The organism is Flavobacterium cheongpyeongense (assembly GCF_003202435.1).
In the GTDB taxonomy this organism is placed as follows: domain Bacteria; phylum Bacteroidota; class Bacteroidia; order Flavobacteriales; family Flavobacteriaceae; genus Flavobacterium; species Flavobacterium cheongpyeongense.
Genome location: NZ_QJHK01000007.1, coordinates 94,977 through 117,496 on the forward strand (window position 1 = coordinate 94,977; position 22,520 = coordinate 117,496).

17 protein-coding genes are annotated in these 22,520 nt (G+C 35.7%); 8 read left to right on the forward strand and 9 right to left on the reverse strand.

Annotated elements, in window-relative coordinates:
• Positions 1-56: 56 nt before the first annotated feature.
• Entirely contained in the window at positions 57-425 is a 369-nt protein-coding gene (locus tag DMB65_RS10055; protein ID WP_110306519.1) for a hypothetical protein, read from the reverse strand.
• Positions 426-591: 166 nt separating this feature from the next.
• Here DMB65_RS10055 and DMB65_RS10060 point away from each other — a divergent pair, with 166 nt between their 5' ends.
• On the forward strand, positions 592-1,002 hold the full coding sequence (locus tag DMB65_RS10060; RefSeq protein WP_110306520.1) for a hypothetical protein: 411 nt from the start codon (positions 592-594) through the stop codon (positions 1,000-1,002).
• 34 nt (positions 1,003-1,036) lie between these two features.
• On the opposite strand, the gene DMB65_RS10065 is transcribed toward DMB65_RS10060, so the two are convergent.
• Positions 1,037-2,425: a hypothetical protein gene (locus DMB65_RS10065; RefSeq protein WP_110306521.1), complete on the reverse strand. Its 1,389-nt coding sequence runs from the start codon at positions 2,423-2,425 to the stop codon at positions 1,037-1,039.
• A 412-nt stretch (positions 2,426-2,837) separates the two neighbouring features.
• Between DMB65_RS10065 and DMB65_RS10070 the strand changes: the two genes are divergently transcribed.
• The 3 genes from DMB65_RS10070 to DMB65_RS22385 all read left to right on the forward strand — a co-directional run bounded on the left by DMB65_RS10070 (position 2,838) and on the right by DMB65_RS22385 (position 4,063).
• Complete coding sequence (locus DMB65_RS10070) at positions 2,838-3,089, forward strand: DNA-binding protein (RefSeq protein WP_110306612.1); 252 nt, start codon at positions 2,838-2,840, stop codon at positions 3,087-3,089.
• 5 nt (positions 3,090-3,094) lie between these two features.
• Positions 3,095-3,379 carry a hypothetical protein gene (locus tag DMB65_RS10075; RefSeq protein WP_110306522.1) on the forward strand — a complete coding sequence of 95 codons (285 nt, stop codon included), beginning with the start codon at positions 3,095-3,097 and terminating at the stop codon, positions 3,377-3,379.
• A 513-nt stretch (positions 3,380-3,892) separates the two neighbouring features.
• Positions 3,893-4,063, forward strand: a complete 171-nt coding sequence (locus DMB65_RS22385) for a four-helix bundle copper-binding protein (RefSeq protein WP_230470645.1) — start codon at positions 3,893-3,895, stop codon at positions 4,061-4,063.
• A 97-nt stretch (positions 4,064-4,160) separates the two neighbouring features.
• On the opposite strand, the gene DMB65_RS10085 is transcribed toward DMB65_RS22385, so the two are convergent.
• From DMB65_RS10085 to DMB65_RS10100, 4 genes are all read right to left on the reverse strand, one after another.
• Entirely contained in the window at positions 4,161-6,188 is a 2,028-nt protein-coding gene (locus tag DMB65_RS10085) for a heavy metal translocating P-type ATPase (RefSeq protein ID WP_110306524.1), read from the reverse strand.
• A 48-nt stretch (positions 6,189-6,236) separates the two neighbouring features.
• A complete protein-coding gene (locus DMB65_RS10090; RefSeq protein ID WP_110306525.1) occupies positions 6,237-7,457 on the reverse strand; it encodes an efflux RND transporter periplasmic adaptor subunit in 1,221 nt (406 codons plus the stop codon).
• 10 nt (positions 7,458-7,467) lie between these two features.
• Positions 7,468-11,787: a CusA/CzcA family heavy metal efflux RND transporter gene (locus DMB65_RS10095; RefSeq protein ID WP_110306526.1), complete on the reverse strand. Its 4,320-nt coding sequence runs from the start codon at positions 11,785-11,787 to the stop codon at positions 7,468-7,470.
• 100 nt (positions 11,788-11,887) lie between these two features.
• Positions 11,888-12,208: a DUF6660 family protein gene (locus tag DMB65_RS10100; protein WP_230470641.1), complete on the reverse strand. Its 321-nt coding sequence runs from the start codon at positions 12,206-12,208 to the stop codon at positions 11,888-11,890.
• 412 nt (positions 12,209-12,620) lie between these two features.
• Between DMB65_RS10100 and DMB65_RS10105 the strand changes: the two genes are divergently transcribed.
• From DMB65_RS10105 to DMB65_RS10125, 4 genes are all read left to right on the forward strand, one after another.
• Positions 12,621-13,826, forward strand: coding sequence for a di-heme oxidoredictase family protein (locus tag DMB65_RS10105; protein WP_110306527.1), 1,206 nt, complete (start codon positions 12,621-12,623; stop codon positions 13,824-13,826).
• 2 nt (positions 13,827-13,828) lie between these two features.
• On the forward strand, positions 13,829-14,269 hold the full coding sequence (locus DMB65_RS10110; RefSeq protein ID WP_110306528.1) for a Rieske (2Fe-2S) protein: 441 nt from the start codon (positions 13,829-13,831) through the stop codon (positions 14,267-14,269).
• Positions 14,266-15,498 (forward strand): hypothetical protein, encoded by a 1,233-nt coding sequence (locus tag DMB65_RS10115; RefSeq protein WP_110306529.1) that lies wholly within the window; start codon positions 14,266-14,268, stop codon positions 15,496-15,498. The genes DMB65_RS10110 and DMB65_RS10115 overlap by 4 nt, the downstream gene beginning before the upstream one ends.
• Positions 15,499-16,339: 841 nt before the next feature.
• On the forward strand, positions 16,340-18,508 hold the full coding sequence (locus tag DMB65_RS10125) for a TonB-dependent receptor (RefSeq protein WP_110306531.1): 2,169 nt from the start codon (positions 16,340-16,342) through the stop codon (positions 18,506-18,508).
• A gap of 970 nt (positions 18,509-19,478) precedes the next feature.
• Here the strand turns inward: DMB65_RS10125 and DMB65_RS22640 are convergent.
• The 3 genes from DMB65_RS22640 to DMB65_RS10140 are packed head-to-tail and all read right to left on the reverse strand — an operon-like array spanning position 19,479 to position 22,394.
• A complete protein-coding gene (locus tag DMB65_RS22640) occupies positions 19,479-21,245 on the reverse strand; it encodes an aminotransferase class V-fold PLP-dependent enzyme (RefSeq protein WP_165834907.1) in 1,767 nt (588 codons plus the stop codon).
• A 32-nt stretch (positions 21,246-21,277) separates the two neighbouring features.
• Entirely contained in the window at positions 21,278-21,943 is a 666-nt protein-coding gene (locus tag DMB65_RS10135) for an ArsR/SmtB family transcription factor (RefSeq protein ID WP_110306533.1), read from the reverse strand.
• A gap of 16 nt (positions 21,944-21,959) precedes the next feature.
• Complete coding sequence (locus DMB65_RS10140) at positions 21,960-22,394, reverse strand: rhodanese-like domain-containing protein (protein WP_110306534.1); 435 nt, start codon at positions 22,392-22,394, stop codon at positions 21,960-21,962.
• Between the last annotated feature and the right edge of the window lie 126 nt (positions 22,395-22,520).

Genomic DNA, 22,520 nt, shown 5'->3' on the forward strand with positions numbered 1-22,520 from the left:
ATTGATTTGAGCAAAATGCTCATAATTAGACATACCTATCGCTGTCTATTTTAGAATCAGCCTATTTTAGGGATAAGCCAAAGTGAAGAGAAACCGGAGGAAATAAAGGTTTCTGAACTGTAAAATTTTTGTTTCTCGTTTGAAAAAACATAGCGATTGAATTTTAAAGAAACAGCAAAAAAAGCTGAAAAACCACTACAAGATGCGGCGCAAATACATTTAGAATGCTTGCATTTTCCACCACAGGAATTATGCCTTTTATTTTTGGATTCACTACTGCTTTCGCAACAATCTTTTTTTTCTGTTTTGGAGGACATTTCTGTCTTAGAAGAATGTTTTTCTGATTTATTTCCACACGCAAAAACATGACTTGGCATCAGGTAGAAACCAAGCAATAAAATGAATATGATGTGAAAATTTTTCATCTTTTGAAATACATATAAAACAAAATTAAACAAATTATGTTTATTATTACCAATAGCAAGTTAAAATAATAATATAAAACAATACGCGCTGTTTAGCTGCAGGAAAGGGAAATGTATTAATTTAGATTAAACCGATCCTTAAATTTAACTGAAAACTAAATAGACAATGATCAAAATCAAAAAATTACCGGCACTGCTGGTGCTGTCGCTTTTAATGTCCTGCACTTCAAAATACAAATACCACAAGATGGTGCAAACAGACTATAACCTGAATCCATTTAGGGCCAGTGATATTATCAGATCAGATACCACAGCAGGCAATTATATTGAGACCGAAAAGAAAGAAAGCCTATTTATATTTGAGGACAATAGTGATTTCATCTTTAAAGTTTCAAAAAATCCCCCTCAAATAGACATTGTGGACAGGGAAGGCGTAAATTCAAGATTTGTAGCAGAAAGGGGTTTTGAAATTACCAGCAAAAAAGCGGGGGACACTTTAATTGTGCGCTTTTTCCCAACCAAATCAACCCCAGACAACGTATTGAAATTTGGGGTTGAATATAAATTTTTCAAATAAGACAATTGTTCGGGATAGGGAGAATTAAATGTGTTTATTCACTAATTATCCTCAGCAAAATATCAAATATCATCACCTTCATCTCCTTATTGTAAATCGTAATATCCTCCTGGGGAATACTTCCATGATAAATAATGTTTCTAATACGTATGAGGTCTGTTAGTTCAATTTCATATTTACCAGGATCCAAACCTAAATACAAAATAAAATTCTCAAACTGGTCTATCAGTCCCGTTTTTTTTATAAAACTCACCTTGAGGTTTGCTTTGGAATCAAACTCCCCCTGATCTGGCTCTTTTACTATTTCGCCAATTTCCTTAATTTTATTTTTAATGAACTCATTTGTGCGTTTTACGCCCTTTGTAAATTCAAATTCTTCCTTAATTATGAAAAGAGTATCTCCAAAAGGATTTTCTAAAAAATAGTTCCTGAATTTTTCTATAATATTATACAGGATCATAAATACAGAGATATCATCTAAATTTTTGACTCTTATTAAACGCGGAACTGCCTGCCTGACAAGCACCTTATAGATTTGGTATTTTTCAAAATTCACGGACTGCGCAAACTCATACAATGTTGGATACATATCCTTTAAAAAATAGGCCTCAGCATAATCCGGATTTTCACTCGTGAATCTGAAGACCTCTCTGGTTTTATAATTCTCCAGATCATTGATACGAATTGCGGCGCTAAAAAAATCAATGTTTTTTTCCCAGTACAATGACATCAGCAGGCATAAGTCCTCCCCCAGTTTCAGCAGTTCGGTGTCTTTTAGAGTTTCACTCTGATCAGTCAATGTCAGGTAGGCATCCCTGGTAATCTGAAAATCCTTAACTGATGGAATAGATTTATAGGAATGATTAAAATTGAGGATAAAATCGATCGGACCAAACTTTGTCATCCTATTGTCATTGCGCTCTATAAACTTATCATCACCTTCATAATTCCCCAGCATCCCATATTGTACATACTGGTCCAGATGCAGAAAAATGTTTTCGTTCATTTTAAATCGCGCATCACCAGCGTATCTCCCATTTAGGATAAGTTCGAGATTATCTATAACAAGCATCAGGGTTTTCTTATCATGGTCCCAATAGTGCGTATCCTTGATCTCAATTAAAGAACTTCCTGAAAAATCAAGGATATCAGGATGCACCCAGGCGTGCTGAGAACTTACCGGCTGTATTACCTCAAGAATATTAACCTTTGAAGTGTATAGAAAATTAAGCTTCTCATATAAAAAATCAGCTTGCTTATAATAGATTAGCAATTGCAGATGTTCCGGTTTTCTCTCATTGTATACTAGCCTGGCATCGTACTGGACATTCTGGATATCACCTTCAATTATCTCGCCTAAAAGTGCCTGATGCCCTGCCAGGTGCAGGCTTATCGGAATGTCCCTCTGAAAATATTCTTTCATTACTTTACAATTAAATTACCACATGTAAATATATTATATTCAAGAGTATTCCTTACAAATAAACGGCCTGTTATTTCTATAGAAAAAGCTGATGCGCGGATAATGCCAGAGATAAGTTCAATTTTATATTTAATGGCAGCAACAGAAAATCAAAGCCAAAATGCCCCACGCAAAGCCTCAAATCTGCACTGCTCTATATACGTCCTAATTTTACACGCACATAAAACTGATCAACCGATTTACTTTATCAATCAATAAAACCTCAGCTTGCTTATCAAATACTATTGAATGAGTATCCCAGAAAGCTATTAATATGGTTTAATGATTTAGAGGTGATGCAATGTTGATCAATAAAAAAATATTGAAACAGCATAAGGCAATTGAAAAATGTCAAATTAAAAATGACCAGATTATGAGCGAGCAGATAACAAAAGACGATTTAAGACAGTTTGCCCAAATGATTATTAATGAAATCAGAAGTGATCGCAAAAAACACGAGGAGTTCTGTGCGGACTGGATTAAAAGCAGTGCAGTGAAAAAGTTTTTGAGTATTTCTTCGGCCTCTCTTCAAAGCCTGCGCATCACGGGAAAAGTGCGATGCAGAAAAATACTCGGTTCATATTACTACAGCAAAAATGATTTGACAGAGCTTTTTAAAGATTAAGCTGTATGGAAATGCAAGCACTACTAAAATACTTAAAGCTCTTTGAAAAAGATAACCGATTAAATGTATGGCATTTCTCATTACTGAGCGCTGTTTTATATTTGGGTTACCGGCAAAACCAAAGCAAAATTATAAAAGTAAGCAGAAGCAGAATAATGTCACTATCCCATATAAAAACCTTGCCCACTTACCATAAATACTTTAAAGAGCTGCAGACAATGGGCTATATTAAATACACGCCATCTTATCACCCCGGATATCAAAGCGAAGTTGAATTATTGTTCAATTAATCTTTTGTAACTTATCCAATAAGCGGAGTATATCCATACATCAAGAGCCAGCCTAAATCATAAACCACTATTAACGTCAGTCTACCCTTCCACACGTAATCAAGCAATAATATAAGATTGAAGGCAAATTATGTAAAAAAAGCAAAATTATTGAATCTAATTTTATAAGATGCAGCCGATTTCTATTCTGCTATGTTCAAAAATCCCTTTAATTATCATCATAAGAGCATGCTAATTGGCTAGGGACTTAACTTCAATACTAATGATGCATGGCAATGGAAACATTGGAATCTAGCTTGCAAATTCCTGAATTGTACATGATAATTTAAACCCAATAAAACGAAAATTATGGATCAGAAATTTAGAAATTGTATTGAGGCCTGTCTGGCTTGCGGTATAGCGTGTAATAAATGCGCAACGGAATGTCTGAATGAAGACGATATAAAAATGCTTGCGAGATGCATACAGCTCGACAGGCAATGTTCGGTGATATGTTTTGCTGCTGCAAACCTTATGAGTATTGGGGGCGAGCATGCCTCTCACCTATGTGCTGAATGCGCAGAAATATGCAGGGCCTGCGCCGAGGAATGTGAAAAACATGCCGCAATGGGCATGGATCACTGCAAGGAATGCGCGGAAGCCTGCCGTAAATGCACGGAAGCTTGTGAGGCAATCGCAAGTTAATGCTATAAACTAATTAAACAAAAACCGCACAGCAGTGCGGTTTTTGTTTATGAATATCAAGACTTACCTCAGCAAATATTTGTTCTGTTTATTGCAATTAGAATTTCATTTTCTGAATCCGTACTGCATTAAGTATAGCGAGCAAGGCAACGCCGACATCTGCAAAGACAGCCTCCCACATTGTGGCAAGTCCACCCGCTCCCAGAATAAGGACAATTGCCTTGACAGCAAAGGCCAGTATAATATTTTGCCAGACTATTTTTCTGGTCTGTTTTCCTATATTGATAGCCATTGGGATTTTGCTTGGCCTGTCATCCTGAATGACCACGTCCGCAGTTTCAATTGTGGCATCACTGCCTAATCCTCCCATAGCAATACCTACGGTACTTAACGCTACAACAGGTGCATCGTTGACACCATCACCCACAAAAGCAACTGACTCATTTTTGGCTTTAATTTCATTTACTTTATTTACTTTGTCTTCGGGCAGTAAATCCCCAAAAGCATTCACAATACCAAGTTTATCAGCTACAAATTGAACAACATTTGTTTTATCACCACTGAGCATTGTTGTCTTAACGCCCATTGCTTTTAATTTATCAACAGTCAGCTGTGCATCTTCCTTTATAGTATCGGCAATCGTTAAATAACCTGCAAACTTTTTGTCGTACGCTACAGCAATCAAAGTATAGACTATGGAATTCGGATCAATATCATATTTAATACCGAACTTGTCCATCAGTTTAAAATTACCAACATGCAGCTCTTTTCCATTAATTTCAGCTTTTAATCCATGTCCTGATATTTCTTCTACATTTTCAAGTACTATCGAGGAATCAATCTCGCCAACATGATCATGGATAGCCGTTGCTACAGGATGTGTGCTCTGGCTTTCTAAGGCATTGACCATCTTAAGAATTTCTTCCTTCTTAAATTCGTCTGAAATCACTACATCCTGCACTTTAAAAACACCTTCGGTCATGGTTCCGGTTTTGTCCATTACCACATTTTGAATATTGGCAATACTGTCCAAAAAGTTACTTCCTTTGAATAATATTCCGTTTTTGCTCGCTGCCCCAATTCCGCCAAAATAACCAAGAGGTATGCTTATAACTAAGGCACAAGGACATGATATTACAAGAAAAACTAAAGCCCTGTACAACCAGTCGTTAAAATCATAATTATCGACAAAAAAATAAGGCAGTAAACAAATAGCAACCGCCAGGAAAACCACAATTGGGGTATAGATCTTTGCAAACTTTCTTATGAACAATTCCGTTGGCGCTTTCTGCGTAGTGGCATTCTGAACCATTTCCAGTATTTTTGAAAGCTTACTGTCATTATAAGCTGTGGTTACCTTTACTTGTGCAATGGTATTTCCGTTTATCATCCCTGCCAGAACAGTTTCGCCTTTTACCTTGGTGTCAGGTTTGCTTTCACCGGTAAGGGCAGCTGTATTAAATGAAGCCGTATCAGATAGCAGTTCTCCATCCAAGCCTAATTTTTCACCGGATTTAAGCTGTATTACAGACCCGATACTTACCTCAGATGCTTTTACTGTTTCTACAATATTATCCCTAATGATATTTACTTCATCAGGTCGCTGATCCAGCAGGCTTTTAATGTTCGATTTTGCACGACTTACGGCCAAAGTCTGGAATACTTCTCCAATGGTATAAAAAAGCATAACTGCTACCCCTTCCGGATATTCACCAATGGCAAAAGCCCCAATTGTGGCAATACACATGAGTAAAAATTCAGAGAAGACTTCCCCTTTGGTAATGCTTTCGAATGCCTCTTTCAAAACCGGAATTCCCACAGGAAGATAAGCCGCAATATACCAGGCTAACCTAACATACTTGGTAAACCAGCTTTGCGGAAAATAGTTATCGAAACCTATACCGATAATCAGCAGGACAAATGAAATTATCGCAGGCAGGAACATTTTAAAGGTACTTTGGTCAGCATTATGTTCATGGTCATGCCCATCGTCGTCAGAATGATTATGTTCATCCTGCTGTGTCGAACAGCATCCGCTGCTTTTGTCTGTTTTTGCATTAATTTTTTCTTCCAGTGTGCAACAAAGCTGTTTGCCGTTTGCATCGTATTTGTGCTCATGTGCCATATTGTCTATTTTTTTAATTCAAAATTTTAATTATGGAATGTCTCTGTTTTAATGTTCATGCTCCCCACCGCCTTTTATAGCAGATAAAAGGTAAAATGCCCCTTTGATTACTATTTTGGCATCAGAGGGTATATGGTCAACAAATTTCACCTCGGTAAAGCCCAAATCTGTTGTCCCGGGTACTACTTCGATTGCTTTAAAATGAATTTCATTATGTTCTGCTTCTGCCTCTTTGGCTTCACTTTTCTCTTCCTTATGATTCTCTTCCTGAATATACACAAAATATTTGTCACCATTTCTAACAATCGCATCTTTTGGCAACGCCGGAACCGTAGCATTTGTGATATTAATGTTGGCCGAAACATACATGCCGGGAATTAAGCCCTTTGCATCTGCCGGATCAATTTTGGCGTGAACCGCCACTGTTTTGCTTTCATTTGAAAATGATTTGTTGATTCCGAATATTTTTCCTTTGATTGATTTGTTAGACTGGTTGGTGAGAACAAAATCAATAACCTGCCCCACAGAAATAGATCCGAGGTCTTTTTCGTAAACATTAAGGTCCAGGTGCATCTGGCTATTGTCCACTACTTCAAAAAGTGTTACCCCTGTTTCAGCAAACGCACCTTTTGCAATATTTATTTTTCCCACATAACCGCTAATGGGTGCCACAATAGGAACAAGTGAACTGCTCCCCTTGGTGCTCACATGCAAGGCTTCCAGTTTGTTTTTCGCTGCCTGTGCCCTGGCCCTTTCCGCTGCTAATTTTGCTTTGACTTCCTGAAAAGTCTTTCTCGGGTTTACGTTTTCATCACTTAGGGTTTTCTGACGGTTGTATTCCAGCTGCAGGTATTCAATGCTTGCTGAGGCAGAATGATAATCTTCCTGCATTTCAATGACCTCAAGATTCTGAATGGTTGCCAGCACTTTTCCCTTATTTACATAAGTCCCTTCCAATACCAAAATATCCTTGACTGTTCCACCGATAAGCGTTGCCACTTCTGCGGAGTTTTGCGGCGGAACGGTAGTGTAGCCGTTGGCCTTTATAATTTTGTTTAAATTCCTGTTTTCTACGGAACCCGTTTCAATCCCAACGGTTTTAAATTGAGATTCGGTCAATTCCACTTCATTCTCAGACTTTTCCTCTTCATGGGATTCTTCTTCTTTTTTATCCTGACAGGAGGTCGTCAGAAACAAAGCTATAAAAACAATCAGAATAGTACTTTTAACTGAAACCAATGAGATGTTATTTTTAACTATATTTTTCATTCTGTAAAATTTATTTGTTTGAAATAGATGGAAACTGCAGTTCGATCGCACTTTGATTATAAGAATGGGCAGCTTCGGCATATTGTTTTTTAATATCGATGGCCTGATTTAAAAAGCTGATATAAGACCAGTAGCTCATATCACCATTGGCATAACTTTTTTGTGCCGTCTCAATTATCTGACCGGCATACTGCATTCCCTCATTTTGATAATAGAAAAGCGCTTTTTGCTGCTTTTCAAAATTATTTTCAAGTTCCTGCATCTGGAGGTTTATAGCCAGTTTGTTTTTATCCAATGCCAGCTGCGATTGTGAAATACTTATAGAAGCCGCCTGAGCCCTTGCAGTATTCACTCCTCCAAATAGTGGTATTTGCAGACCTGCGGTAAACCCCTGGAATAGTGATTCGGTATTGATGGTCTGGGCAAAATACCCCAGTCCTAATTTTGGTGTGCGCATGGCTTTAAAAGTATTGGCTTCTTTTTGGGAAACGGCAATCTGCTGCTGATAAAAATCTGTAACAAGTGCCTCTACTTTTGGATTTCCTTGCTGTTTTATCGCTGAATACAGTAAAGGAACAGTCACATCAGGAACAATATCCTGGTCTGTCTGAATAAAAAACTGCAGTTGTTTCTGGTAGATTGCCAGATCATACTCCAACTGCGCTTTCTGGGTTTCAATCTCTTTTACTTTTGCCTTTGCACTGATCACTTCAATATTCCCGCTTTCGCCCGTCTGAAAACGTAGCTCTGCATTTTTAAGAAATTTGGTATAAATATCACTGAGCTCCAAATTTAATTTTTGAATAGAAATACCATACAAATACTGATAGTAGGAAAGTGTTACCGCCTTTTCTATTTCATATTCAGATAGTGCTTTTCTTTTCTCAGCCAATTTGACCAGTTCCTCCTGAAGCTGACGATTGGCTTTTGTGATTTTTCCTATTGGAAAATACTGCTGGATTGAAACGTTATGATCAAAGTCAGCACTGTTGAACTGCCCCCCCTGGTACTGAACGTTTAGAGGATCGGGCTGGAAGGCGGTCTTTTTTAAAACAGTTAGTTTTTCAATTTCCTTATCAGCAATTTTTAAATCAATGTTATTTGATTTTGCCATCTCGAGCGCTTTTTCCAAACTTACTGCCTGGCTGTTTTGAGAAAACGAGAAACTGGTAATAAATAGCACCAGTAGTGTTATAATAGGCTTTTGTATCATTTTTCTTTTTTTTGTTCTATTCTCCAGCAATAGGTATAATATAGGCAAAACGATCAGGGTCAATAACGTTGCTGAGAATAGTCCCCCAATAACTACCGTAGCCAATGGCTTCTGCACTTCCGCCCCTCCGCTGGTAGATAGGGCCATTGGCAAAAATCCAAGCGAAGCAACTGCTGCTGTCATCAGCACGGGTCTTAATCTGGTTTTGGTACCAATTAAAACACGCTGCAGAGGATCTGTTACCCCTTCGGTCTTTAGCTGATTGAAATAAGAAATCAAAACGATTCCGTTTAGTACGGCGATTCCAAATAAGGCTATAAAGCCTATTCCTGCTGAAATACTAAAAGGCATGCCGCGCATCCAGAGGGCAAAAACACCTCCTATAGCTGATAATGGAATGGCTGTAAAGATTAATCCAGCTTGTTTGAAACTGTTAAAAGTAAAAAACAACAGCACCAATATGAGCCCTAAAGCAATTGGCAAAGCTACCGATAAGCGTTTTGTTGCTTCGACCAAATTTTCAAACTGCCCGCCGTAGGTCACATAATAACCTGCCGGAAGCTTAAGTTCCTTGTCTAATTTTAATTGAATTTCTTCCACAACACTTTTGATATCTCTCCCACGAACATTAAGCCCTACGGTAATTCTTCGCTTGCCATCTTCACGGCTCACCTGAACTGGTCCCTGCTCGTAATCAATGGAAGCTACCTGTGATAGTGGAACCTGCTGCCCGTTAGGAAGGGGAATAAACAAATTACTCACATCAGTAATATCGCTTCTGTTGTTAGCATTCATGCGCACGACAACATCAAACCGTTTGCTCTGGTCGTATATTTTACCGGCACTTTCCCCTGCAAAAGAGGATCGTATAATTCGGTTTATATCAGATATATTTAGTCCATACAAAGCAATTTTATTGTAATCGTATTTAATGGTAATCTGAGGAAGACCTGTTACCTTGTCGGCTTTTAGGTCTCCTATCCCTTTAATGCCCTTTACTTTTGATATCAGTTCGTTTGCCTTTGCATCGAGAACTTCCAGATCATCTCCAAAAATTTTGATGGCGATATCGCTTCGGCTTCCTGTCATAAGTTCGTTGAAACGCATTTGAATAGGCTGGGAAATTTCAATGTTGGCACCTGGAATCACTTCCATTTCTTCCTTCATGGCATTGGCTAATTCTTCCCAGTTATCATATTTTCCGCTCCACTCTTTTTTGTCTTTAAGGACAATTATTAAATCGGCACTTTCTATCGGCATTGGATCGGTTGGTATTTCACCGCTTCCAATTTTGGCTACAATAGTTTTGATTTCAGGAAATTTAGCTTTTAATATTTTTTCATATTCAGTAGTGGTTTTAACCATCTGTGTAAGTGAACTTCCTGTCATTATAGTAGCATTGATTGCCAAATCACCTTCCTCTATGGTTGGTATGAATTCACCTCCCATGTTCTGAAAAATTATAATTCCCAAAGCGAATAGTCCCAATGCAATACTCAAAACTATTTTTTTAAACTGCAGTGCTTTCTTTAAAAATGGAAGATAGATGTTTTCTAATTTTGCCATCATTCGATCACTAAAGTTGTCCTTATGCTCTGTATTTTTGGAAAGAAACATGGCACTCATCATGGGTACATAAGTAAGCGACAGCACAAAAGCTCCAATCACTGCAAAACCGACTGTCATTGCCATTGGTTTGAACATTTTTCCTTCTGTTCCGATCAGCGCTAAGATAGGGAGGTAAACTATAAGGATAATAATTTCTCCAAAAGCGGCGCTATTTCTGATTTTTGATGCTGAGGCGTAAACTTCTGCATCCATTTCTTCTTGTGATAAATCATCTTTCCGTTTGAGCTTTTGCAAATGATGCATTGTGGCTTCCACTATGATGACCGCTCCATCGACAATGATTCCAAAGTCAATAGCTCCAAGGCTCATTAGATTTCCACTTACACCAAAGGCATTCATCAGGATAACTGCAAAAAGCATTGCCAGTGGAATCACGGAGGCAACAATTAAACCGGCCCTAAGGTTCCCCAGGAATAAAATCAATACAAAAATAACAATCAAGGCACCTTCTAATAAATTTTTAGTTACGGTTCCAATGGCATTATCCACTAATTTTCCTCTATCAATAAATGCTTCAGCAACAACACCTTCAGGAAGGCTTTTATTAATCTGGATCATCTTTTCTTTGATGCGTTCAACCACTGCACTGGAATTTTCACCTTTTAACATTAAGGCCAATCCACAAACAATCTCTCCCTTTCCATCTTTGGTCGCAGCGCCGTAACGCAACGATATTCCCTCTCGTACCTCCGCAACATCGCGTACCAAAACCGGCGAACCATTACGGTTTTTTACCACTACATTTTCAAGATCTTTGATCCCAGTTGCCATACCCACTCCACGAATAAAATAGGCATACTGGTCTTTTTCAATATATGCGCCTCCTGTATTTTGATTATTTTTTTCTAACGCATCAAAAATTTCTGTTATGGTAACTCCAAGGCTGTTTAAGGTATTTGGATTTACTGCGATTTCATATTGCTTTAATTTTCCTCCCCACGTACTCACTTCTGCAACGCCTTCAATTCCCTGTAATTGAGGTATAATAATCCAATCCTGTATGGTTCGAAGTTTGACAGCGTCATATTTGTCTTCATATCCTTTTTTGGCATAGACATCATATTGGTAAATTTCACCAAGACCAGTAGAAATAGGGGCTAATTCAGGGGAACCTGCATAGTCGGGAATATTTTCTTCAGCTTGTTTTAAACGCTGAAATATTTGTTCTCTCGCCCAGTAAATATCTACATCGTCTTCAAAGACAACTGTAACTACAGATAGTCCAAAACGGGAAATACTACGGAGTTCAATAACTTTAGGAACCGTTTTTACAGCTTGCTCTAAAGGATAGGTAATTAACTGTTCTACTTCCTGACTTGCTAAAGTTGGAGCCGTGGTAATTATTTGTACCTGATTATTAGTTACATCAGGTAAGGCATCGAGGGGTAGTTTTTTAAGCGAGTAGCTTCCCCAGGCAATTAATACCAAGGTGAATAAAAGTATAATGAATTTGTTCTTTATACTAAATTGTATGATTTTATCTAACATTTGAATAAATAATGAAATGAGAAATGAGACAAAGTTTTGTCTATTTAAATACTGTGGAAATTCCACAACTCTCTAACCCGAAATTACTCGGGCAACATTATTATACTATTTGGGGTGGTTGCCAAATACTTCCATAGAAATTGGAAGCGACAACTGAGATATAACTAGGTAAAGGGCACTTGATAGTTTTAGCCAGAACCGGAAAATCGTAAGTAATAGCAGAGGAATAACTCAAAACCTGTACTCCACAGCAGCTGCAGATGCAAAACGGTGAACATGAATCATTTTGCTTTTCATGTGAATGATCTATATCTGCTGTAGCAAATCGGGCTGCCATATGAGCAGAACTGTTTGCTTCCTTGTCTGCACAGGGCATACAGGAAATTATCAGAATGATAAGAGACAATATGATATTGGTCATTTTCAAGACAGTAAAAATACTACTTATTCTATTACAAAATTAAATTATTTAAAATGCTCTTGATAAAAATGAATAAAACGTGCCCCTATACCTAATAATAATATGGCGCAGATCAAAACAATTAAAAATATCCGAATAAAATCTTTAATGGTTAATTTTTTCTTAGCTTTTATTTTTTTCTTATTCTTTGATTTGCTGTTTCTCCCTGATTTTCTCATGTAAATTCATTCTTCGAGTAAAGTTAAAAATCAATATGCTTTATTTCTTTTATTGGAAACAAAACTAATCTCAAATGCATTTTTTTCCGTTTCCCAAATGTAGAAATATAAATAAAAAAATTTAAAATAAATATTTTTCATTTAATAGTTATGTTTGTTTAAAAAAATATTTAGATTTGTCTAAAAATTAAATAATGTATTGTATAAATATTTTTTCTACAAAACCTTTCTTGCTGCTAATCTTTTGTTTCACACTATTATCTTGTGATGCAAGTTATGTTGAAGTACCAGCCGATGATGAACTACTAGACGGTCCGGTTGATGGTTTGTCGAATTCTGAATCTGCACAATTCTTAAGAGGTGATGCAGCAGTAAACGAAGTTTTTACCAGAGAAACAGGTTTAGGACCAACATTTGTTGGAACGAGCTGTATCAATTGCCATGCGGGTGACGGAAAAGGGCATTTATTTACAACACTTACCCGGTTTGGACAAATTGATGAGACAGTGAATCAATTTTTAAATCAAGGAAGCCCGCAGCTTCAAAACAGGGCTTTGCCAGGTTACTTGCCTGAACAAATCCCAGCCGGGGCGACATTCTCTAAATTTACACCCCCAGCATTTACAGGCTTGGGCTTTTTACAATATGTTTCTGATGCTGATCTAATCAAGATGACAGATCCTGACGATAGTAATGGTGATGGTATTTCAGGTAGTGTAAACTGGATTACTATTCCTGGTTATTCAATTCCAGCTTCCAATGCAATAACCCAAAACAGTAAATATATTGGACGATACGGCAAAAAAGCCTCTGCATTTGATTTATTGCATCAAACAGTTAATGCCTACAATCAGGATATGGGAATTACATCTGTATTTAATCCCATTGATCATTATTCTAATTTAGAAATTGATCCTGAAATCTCAACTGCTAAGGTCAATGATGTTATTTTTTACTTAAGCACCTTAAAGGCTCCAATTCAACGAAATCAAAATGATGCCGGTGTTATTCGCGGTAAAAACATATTTACCCAAATTAATTGTGTGGCTTGTCATAAAAGTGAACTTAAGACAAGTTATTCTCCTATAAACGCCCTTTCTTATAAAACTTTTGCCCCTTATACTGATTTGCTTTTACATGATATGGGAAGCGCATTAGATGATGGCTACACAGAGGGAAGTGCCAAAACCTATGAATGGAGAACTCCTCCGCTTTGGGGGATAGGTCTTTCAGAAAATTCACAAGGAGGAAACTTATTTCTGATGCATGACGGTCGTGCACAAACTATTGAACAAGCCATAACATTACATGGCGGCGAGGCCGAGCAAAGCAGAAATGCATTTGAAAAACTGTCTACACAAGATAAAGAAGCTTTACTGAAATTTATAAAATCATTATAATAATGAATAGAAAACAATTTTTAAAAACATGTGGTTTTGGATGTTTGGCAGGAATAGCCGGAGTAACTTTATTACAAAGCTGTGCTTCTTCCCAGATTCTTTCAAGAGAGATTAAAGACTCTGATCTTTTAGTTCCCATTTCTGATTTTATAATACAAAAAGGAACAAAAACAGAATTTAAAAAATACATCATCATTCAAAATGAAATATTAAAAGCACCCATTTGTGTGTATCGTTTTGATACAAACGATTATTGCGCCATGTTTATGTTATGTACACATCAGGGTGCGGAATTACAGGTTTTTGGAGATAAATTACAATGCCCCGCACACGGAAGTGAATTCAGCAACCGGGGTATTTTAGAGAACGGTCCCGCAAATACAGATCTTAGAAAATTTCCGGTAGCAATAGAAAATAATATTCTAAAAATATCTTTAAAATGAGATTAAAACTAACTTTATTTCTGGCAATCTCTTTCTTCATTTACGCAAATTGTTTTGCACAAATTGATCCCAGTTTACTAAAAAGGGTACCAAAAGATACTGTAAAAAACATCTTAAATATGGATGCTGTTTACAATAGACCGGCATTGAATATAAACAAAACACCAATTTCTATTGGTGGGTACGTTGAAATGAACTGGCAAAAACTAACCACAGACGGAGTATCAGAAGGTCATCAATTTCAAGCCAGAAGATTATCTATTTTCATGTCATCAGCTATTAGCAAAAGAGTGAAGTTTTTAAGTGAAATTGAATTTGAAGATGGAGGAAAAGAAATTGCGATTGAATTTGCATCTGTAGACGTAGAATTTGATCCTTTGCTAAATTTAAGGGCTGGAATAATTTTGAATCCAATTGGTTCTTTCAATCAAAATCATGACGGACCCAAATGGGAATTTACCGACCGGCCAATTTCATCAACTCAAATGTTACCCGATACATTTAGTAATGCCGGCGCGGGACTTTTTGGAAAAAAATATACAAAAAACTGGATGTTTGGATATGAAGCCTATTTATCGGGAAGTTTTGATAACTCTATAATTGAGAACACCGAAAATAAAACTTTCCTGCCGGCAGCAAAAAATAATCCTGAAAGATTTGAAGAAATAAATAGTGGCGAACCGTTATTTACAGGAAAATTAGCCCTTAGGAATAATAAAATAGGTGAACTGGGAATTTCATATATGGGTGGAATATATAACAAATTCCAGGATGATGGAATTGTTATTGACAAGAAGAGACGTGTAGCAATTTTTGCCTTGGATTTTAACACTACTCTGCCAAAAATCAAAACCTTTATCACTACAGAATTTGCCTGGATTTATGTTGATGTTCCCGAAACTTATTCTCAACAATTCGGAAATAAACAAAAGGGGGGCTTTATAGATATTGTACAGCCCATCTTGACAAAAACAATTCTGGGATGGGAAAAAGCAACTATAAACATCGCCTGCAGATTAGAATATGTGGATTGGAATGTGGGAAAATTTAAAGAGACAGGAGGCAATATTGGTGAAGATGTATGGAGTATAATGCCTGCCATTAGTTTCAGACCAACTTCTCAAACCGTAATTCGTCTAAACTATCGCTATTTAAAACAAAGAGACATTTTTTCTAACCCTTCGTCAATTACTGATGGATTCAATATGGGGATTTCGACATACTTCTAAAAATAAAATGCTCTTCTCTTACTGAATTGTTCCCTGCAGGTTATTTCTATCGTGGCACAAAAATTGTAGTAATCTCATATAATAAACATAAAAACATCTTTATATGAATAATAGGCTAAATTGTTGGAAATGTGTGTTGGTAATTACTGGTGTGATGGGCTTTGTTTCATTTTTTTCACAGTATTAAAAAATTACAACATTTATCAAAATTTGAAGGAAATTAGTATAATCAAAATTTAAAGCCATTTCTTGCGAAATGGCTTTTTTATTTCTTATTATTAATTCAGGTTATCGAATTTAAAAAGCCATTTTCGTAGTTTTATATTGATAAATTTCAAGGTGAAGTATTTTTTAAAAAACTTGTATAACCCATTCTTTGCATGATTTAAAAGAAACTTTATACAAAACAATTTTATTATAAATATTATATTTTAAATTTGTAGCGTGAAAATATTGATAACTTTTCTATCGCTTGTTGTACTGTTTCTTTCAACAGTGCCTTGTTCTGCATATTCTAAACATTCTGAGTGTAATGTAGAAAAGAATTGCAAGAATGATTCGCATGACTGCGGAAATGATTGCAATGGAAAATGTTCTCCTTTTTATTCTTGTGGCAGTTGCATTGGCTTTACTATTGCACAAAGTTCACTTTTAATTTCACAAGAATTAGAATTTACAACAAACGAAGTCCTACAGCCTAAATTTTATAATAAGTTTGTTGACTCTTCATTCATTTGTAAAATTTGGCAGCCTCCTAAAATTACTTAATATGTAAAATAGTTTTTCGTTCTTGATCTACAGATCATGAGCATATTTATGTATTAATATTAAGAAATTATAAATGTTTAAATATATTTTATCAATTGTGGCAATAATAACTATTGGCACAGCACAAGCACAGAATAAAATCAAAATTATCATTAAAGATGCCCAAACAAGTCAGCCAATAAATAGCATTACTGCTAAAATTGAGAAAGCTAATTTATCATCTGTATCAAACGCAGAAGGCGTTATTGTTTTTGAGAATCTTCCCCAGGGAGTTTATAATGTTTCTTTTTCTACAGAAGGTTACAAAACTCACATCGATACTTTTACTATACCACTGGAAACCGAATTTTTAGAAGTTTTGTTAGAAAGCGAAGCTGAAGAGATGGATGAAATTATTGTCACTTCAACCAGGAGCACACGAACGATAAGTAATATTCCTACCCGAGTGGAATTTATTGCCGGAGAAGAGCTCGAAGAAAAAGCCAATATGAAACCAGGCGATATCCGAATGATGCTTAATGAAAGTACTGGTATTCAAACTCAACAGACATCGGCAACTTCAGGAAACTCTTCCATCCGAATTCAGGGATTAGACGGTAGATATACACAGATATTAAAAGATGGTTTTCCTGTTTATTCAGGAGCTTCCAGCGGTCTTGGATTACTGCAGACACCACCGCTCGATCTAAAACAGGTAGAGATAATTAAAGGATCTGCCTCTACCCTATATGGTGGTGGAGCGATTGCCGGATTGGTGAATCTAGTCTCTAAAACCCCGACAGAAGAAAGAGAATTGCGATTTTTATTAAATGGAACTTCAGCACTTGGCTTAGATATTAGTGGATTTTATTCACAAAGGTTCAATAAAATTGGATTGACTGTATTTGCATCGCATGATAGAAATGCACCATATGATCCTGCCGACATTCAGCTTACAGCAATTCCTAAATTTGAACGTTATAATTTCAATCCGAAATTGTTTGTCTATTTTAATGAAAACACAAAACTTAATTTTGGAGTAAATACAGTTTTCGAAAATCGTATCGGTGGAAACATAGATTATATTAACGACGAAAGTAAATACCCTGATAGTTATTTTGAAAAAAACAAAACACAAAGAATCAGTACCCAACTTACCCTTACACATAAATTAAGTGAAAAAGAATCTCTAACATTTAAAAATAGTTTCAATAATTTTAGCCGTGTTATAACTATTCCTGATTATGTTTTTGACGGTCTTCAGAATAGTACTTTTTCTGAAATTACATATTCGCACAATGGTGAAATATCCGAATGGGTTACAGGAGCCAATTTGTACACTGATAAATTTACAGAAAACAGTACTAGTGTTTTTCCTTTAAGAGATTACAATCAGATAACTTATGGGGCTTTTGTTCAAAATACTTTAAAAGCTAAAGAATGGCTGGATATTGAGACAGGTCTAAGAGGTGATTATGTCATTGATTACGGGTTTTCGTTATTGCCAAGAATTTCTGCTTTATTTAAAATAAATCCTAAACTTACTTCAAGAATTGGCGGTGGATTGGGTTATAAAACTCCAACCATATTTACTGAAGAAAGTGAACGTATTCAATATCAAAACGTATTGCCTATTAATAGTGATTTTAATAAACTTGAAAAAAGCTATGGTGCTAATTTTGATGTTAATTACAAGACCAATATTACTGAAGATATATCTTTATCACTCAATCAATTGTTCTTTTACACTAATGTTGACAATCCACTGATTTTAACTTCTCTTCCAAATAATATTTACCAGTTTGTTAATGTTGATGGCTATTTAGATACCAAAGGAGCCGAAACTAATGTAAAATTAGGATATAAAGATTTCAAACTATTTCTGGGTTATACTTATACTGATGCATCAATAGATAATAACGGTATTAAATCTGAGAACCCTTTAACCGCTAAGCATCGATTGAATAATGTTCTGATGTATGAAGTAGAAGACAAATGGAAAGCCGGATTAGAGGCGTACTATTACAGTCCACAAAAACTAAATGATGGAACCACAGGAAGAGAATATTGGATTTTCGGTTTTATGGTTGAAAAATTATGGGAGAATTTTTCGCTTTATGCCAATTTTGAAAACTTTACCGATACCAGACAAACGAAATTTGGAAGCATTTATAGCGGACCAATTTCAAATCCTGTTTTCAAAGATATTTATGCTCCGTTAGATGGTTTTGTTGTAAATGCTGGGATTAAAATAAAAATTTAAACACCCTTAAAATGTTATCTGATTAAAATATTTCTTGCTTTAAAATTATCGCTTCATAAATCTCAGTAACTTCAAGTAATCATAAAAGTTACTCGATTACCAATTAGTTTTCTAACCAAAAAACCTCCTAAATAGACTTTGGAGGTTTTTATTTTTTGTTGGACAACAATGAGTTAAAGTCGAAGTAGCTCTTAAAATTTAAATTAAATTTTCTTCAATTCAGTTTAATATGATTCACATTTATTTTTTTCTGCTATTTAATATAAAACTGTATTTTTGCTTTTCAAACAATTATGAATTACAACGTTCATTTTAAACAATTTAACACCTTTAAGGTGTACAATTTTAATTTTGTGGCACATTCATGGCGCAGTAGAAAAAAAACATTAGAAATGCAGTATTAAAGCGGGATGTGACGATTTTGTTCGAATCCCTCTTTCTCCGTTGCATGGTATGAAAATATTGTATTAAAAAATTAAACATTAATACTAAAAGAAGGTGTTCGACTGTCGAACACTTCTAAAAAATGAAAATATAACTAAGCTTATCAATAAACATTAATATAGGGATTAAGTGTTCGATTGTAATCCCATCAATTCCACATCTCGCACTCATAACCGTTGTAAAATTTATGTCCTATAAGTCTCTAAATTTTTTATAAAATAGATTACATAAGAAAACATTAATTTTATTTTAGGTGCAAAATAGGTGCATTCAGATCCAGTACCAAATTAAAACCCTGTGAAACAAATATTTAAGAGTTTAAGTTCGAAACATTACTAGGAACATGATAAGAACAAATTTCCGTATAATGAGTTCCATATGATAAAAACTCAGCAAAATTGAATTCTTCGACGACTAAAAATTATCCAAATAAATCAAAATACGACATAGAAAGAGTAAAATCTCTATACAAAAACAAGAAATCTTACAAAACCACATCAAGTGCTTAAACTAACCATTTGTAATTTTAAGCCCTTTCAAAAATACAAAATACAAAATTCTGAACCGAATTAAAGGGGGTTTTATGATCTACAGTAAAGGATTCAATCATTTTGAAATCAGAACTAAATTGTTCCTCTAAAGAAATTTCAGAATATTGCTTAATTTCTATACCACTACATTTGGTCGGTCCTGATTCAGAAAATGTTCCAATTGCTAAAGTACCATTCTCATTTATCCCTTGTTTGGCGGCCTGCAGATAGGCACTGATATCATCCTGTTGCGTCAGGAAATGAAAAGCAGCTCTGTCATGCCAAAAATCGTATTTAAAAACAGGCTTAAATTCTGATGCATCACATATAATCCAATTCACTTTATCAGCATCTTTACCTAAGCGTGTCTTCGCTCTTGATACTGCATGTTCAGAAATATCCAAAACAGTTATATCCCTATATCCTAATTTTAACATGTGATCAACAAAATAACTGTCACCGCCTCCAATATCAATAATCTTAGCATCATAACTAATATTGTATTTTTTTAATAGATCCAATGAAGTTTGAGGAACTTCCTGATACCAGCTTACTTCAGTCAACTCTTTTGTTTGATATATGTTTTCCCAATGTTTTTTCTTATCCATTTCTTTAATCTTTGAATTATTATCAAATTTCTCAATCTTTTTTAGAGCTTTTAGAATTACAGTGCCGGCTGCTTCAATGTCCTCTACTGTAGTTTCCCATCCTAAACTTAACCTAATGGCTGAGCTTGCTATATCTTTAGAACGCCCAAGCTGAAGCAAGACATTGGACGAATCCGGCTTACCTTCATGACATGCCGATCCTGTCGAGCAAGCAATTTTATCTTGTATGAAATCTTTGAGCAAAGCAGAATCAATACCGGGAAAACTTATATTTAGGGTATTGCATAGTCGCTTTTCAATATGGCCGTTTAAAACAGCTTTGGGATAACGCGAAAAAATGATATTTTGAAGCCTATCTCTAAGTTCTATATTTTTGCTATGGTATTGATCTATTCTTGATGAGCTTAACTCTAAAGCCTTCGCTAATCCTACAATATAAGGAGTGTTTTCAGTACCTGCTCTAAAGCCATTTTCGTGCCCTGCTCCATGAATTAACGACTCAATTTTTATACCTTCGCCAATCAGTAAAGCGCCAATTCCTTTTGGTGCATAAAATTTATGTCCAACTACTGTCATTAGGTCAACTCCAAGATCCGATACATTAATGTGCATTTTACCCACAGCCTGTGCTGCATCAGTATGGACAAGTATATTCCTTTTTCTCGCTATTGCTACAATTTCCTTAACAGGCTGAATAGTTCCAATCTCATTGTTAGCAAGCATTACACTTATTAGCACAGTCTTATCAGTTATTGCATTTTCAATGTCCTTTGGGCACACTATCCCATATTGATCAACAGGCACAATAGTAACCTCGCAATTGTTTTGTTGCAAAAAGTTAATTGGAATTTGAATCGCAGGATGTTCAATGGCAGATATAATAATGTGATTCCCTTTACTTCTCTGGGCATGTACAACCCCTTTTAAAGCCATATTATTGGCTTCACTTCCACTGCCGGTAAATACAATCTTAAAACTTTCAGCGCCCAATGCAGTTCCAATTTTTTCTCTAGCCTCAATTATCGCTTTTTTTGAATTCCGTCCTAACAAATGGCTGCTGGAAGGGTTACCAAACTCGTGTTTAAAATAAGGCATCATCTCAGCTAAAACTTCTGGGTCAATCGGTGTTGTTGCATTGTAGTCAAGATAAATCATAAACAAGTATTTAATAGAGTAAAAAAAGTTTTTTAAGCGGAAAAGCTAACAGGAAAATTTCTGGATTTCCAGTCTGGATATCCTTCGATCATCCTATTGGCATTGAAACCTTCTTTGGTAAGTATTTCTACTGCCTGATCAGCATATATACAAAATGGTCCCCTGCAGTAGACAATAATTTCCATTTCTTTAGAAAGTTCCTCCAGCCGTGATACTAACTTATCAATGGGTATCGAAAGAGCATTCTGAATATGTCCATATATAAATTCGTCTTCAGGACGTACATCTATTAGGGTGATTTTTCCTTTGGAAACCTTTTCATAAATTTCATCAATACCAGCAGGCTGTAACGAATGATAGTTCATTCGGAATCTATCAACTGCCTCTCTCGCTTTCGAGCTCTGTTCTATGCCTAATTCCCGAAGACCCCGCCAAACATCAAATACTTTTTCACTTGCCAGGCTATAATAAATGAAATAACCCCTTCGATTTACCGTTACCAATCCTGCAGATTTAAGTACTTGTAAGTGTTGGGAAGCATTGGCAGTACTTATACTTGTGCAAGAAGCAATTTCTTCAACAGCATATGGACGCTGCGCTAATAGATCAATAATTTCAATGCGATGTGGATTAGACATGGCTTTTGAAATTTTGGACAATTCGCCATAAACTTCATTTTTAAAATCTCTTTTGTCCATCTTGGTTGTTTATATCTTAGTTTACAGGATATTTCATATCAATCCAATTCACTTTTATATTTTTCTGAAGACCCAAGACCTTTTGATTTTTAAATCCCATTTTGTTGAGCACTGCAAAAGCCGGTCTAATATTGGGACACTTATCAAAAGGGCAGCAACCGCAAAATATTACGATTTCTCTTGTCTTTTTTTCATTTTTTAGAATCCCTTTCAATTTTGCAATATTTGCTTTTTCAGATGCTGCCCCGGCATCTACAGACCCCTTAATCGTTGCTGAGGGTCCTATACTTATAATTAAAGGCAAAGCTCTGGTAGGATTGTTAATTTCCCATGCAAGTTCTGAAGGTTCCATAATCTGAGAATCCGTCCATGGCTCCTTCTTACTTTGTGCAAAGGAAATGCTTGCTGCCATTAGAAATAGTGTAAAGGCAAAAATTTGAAATATTTTCATTTTTATTTTTTTTACAAAAATAGACAATTTAAAACTATTCAATAAATTTGTTGAATAGTTTTTTTTATCTTTATAAAGACAAATCGCATTTTGAGTATACTACTGGAGTGGACACCTTTTTTGCTA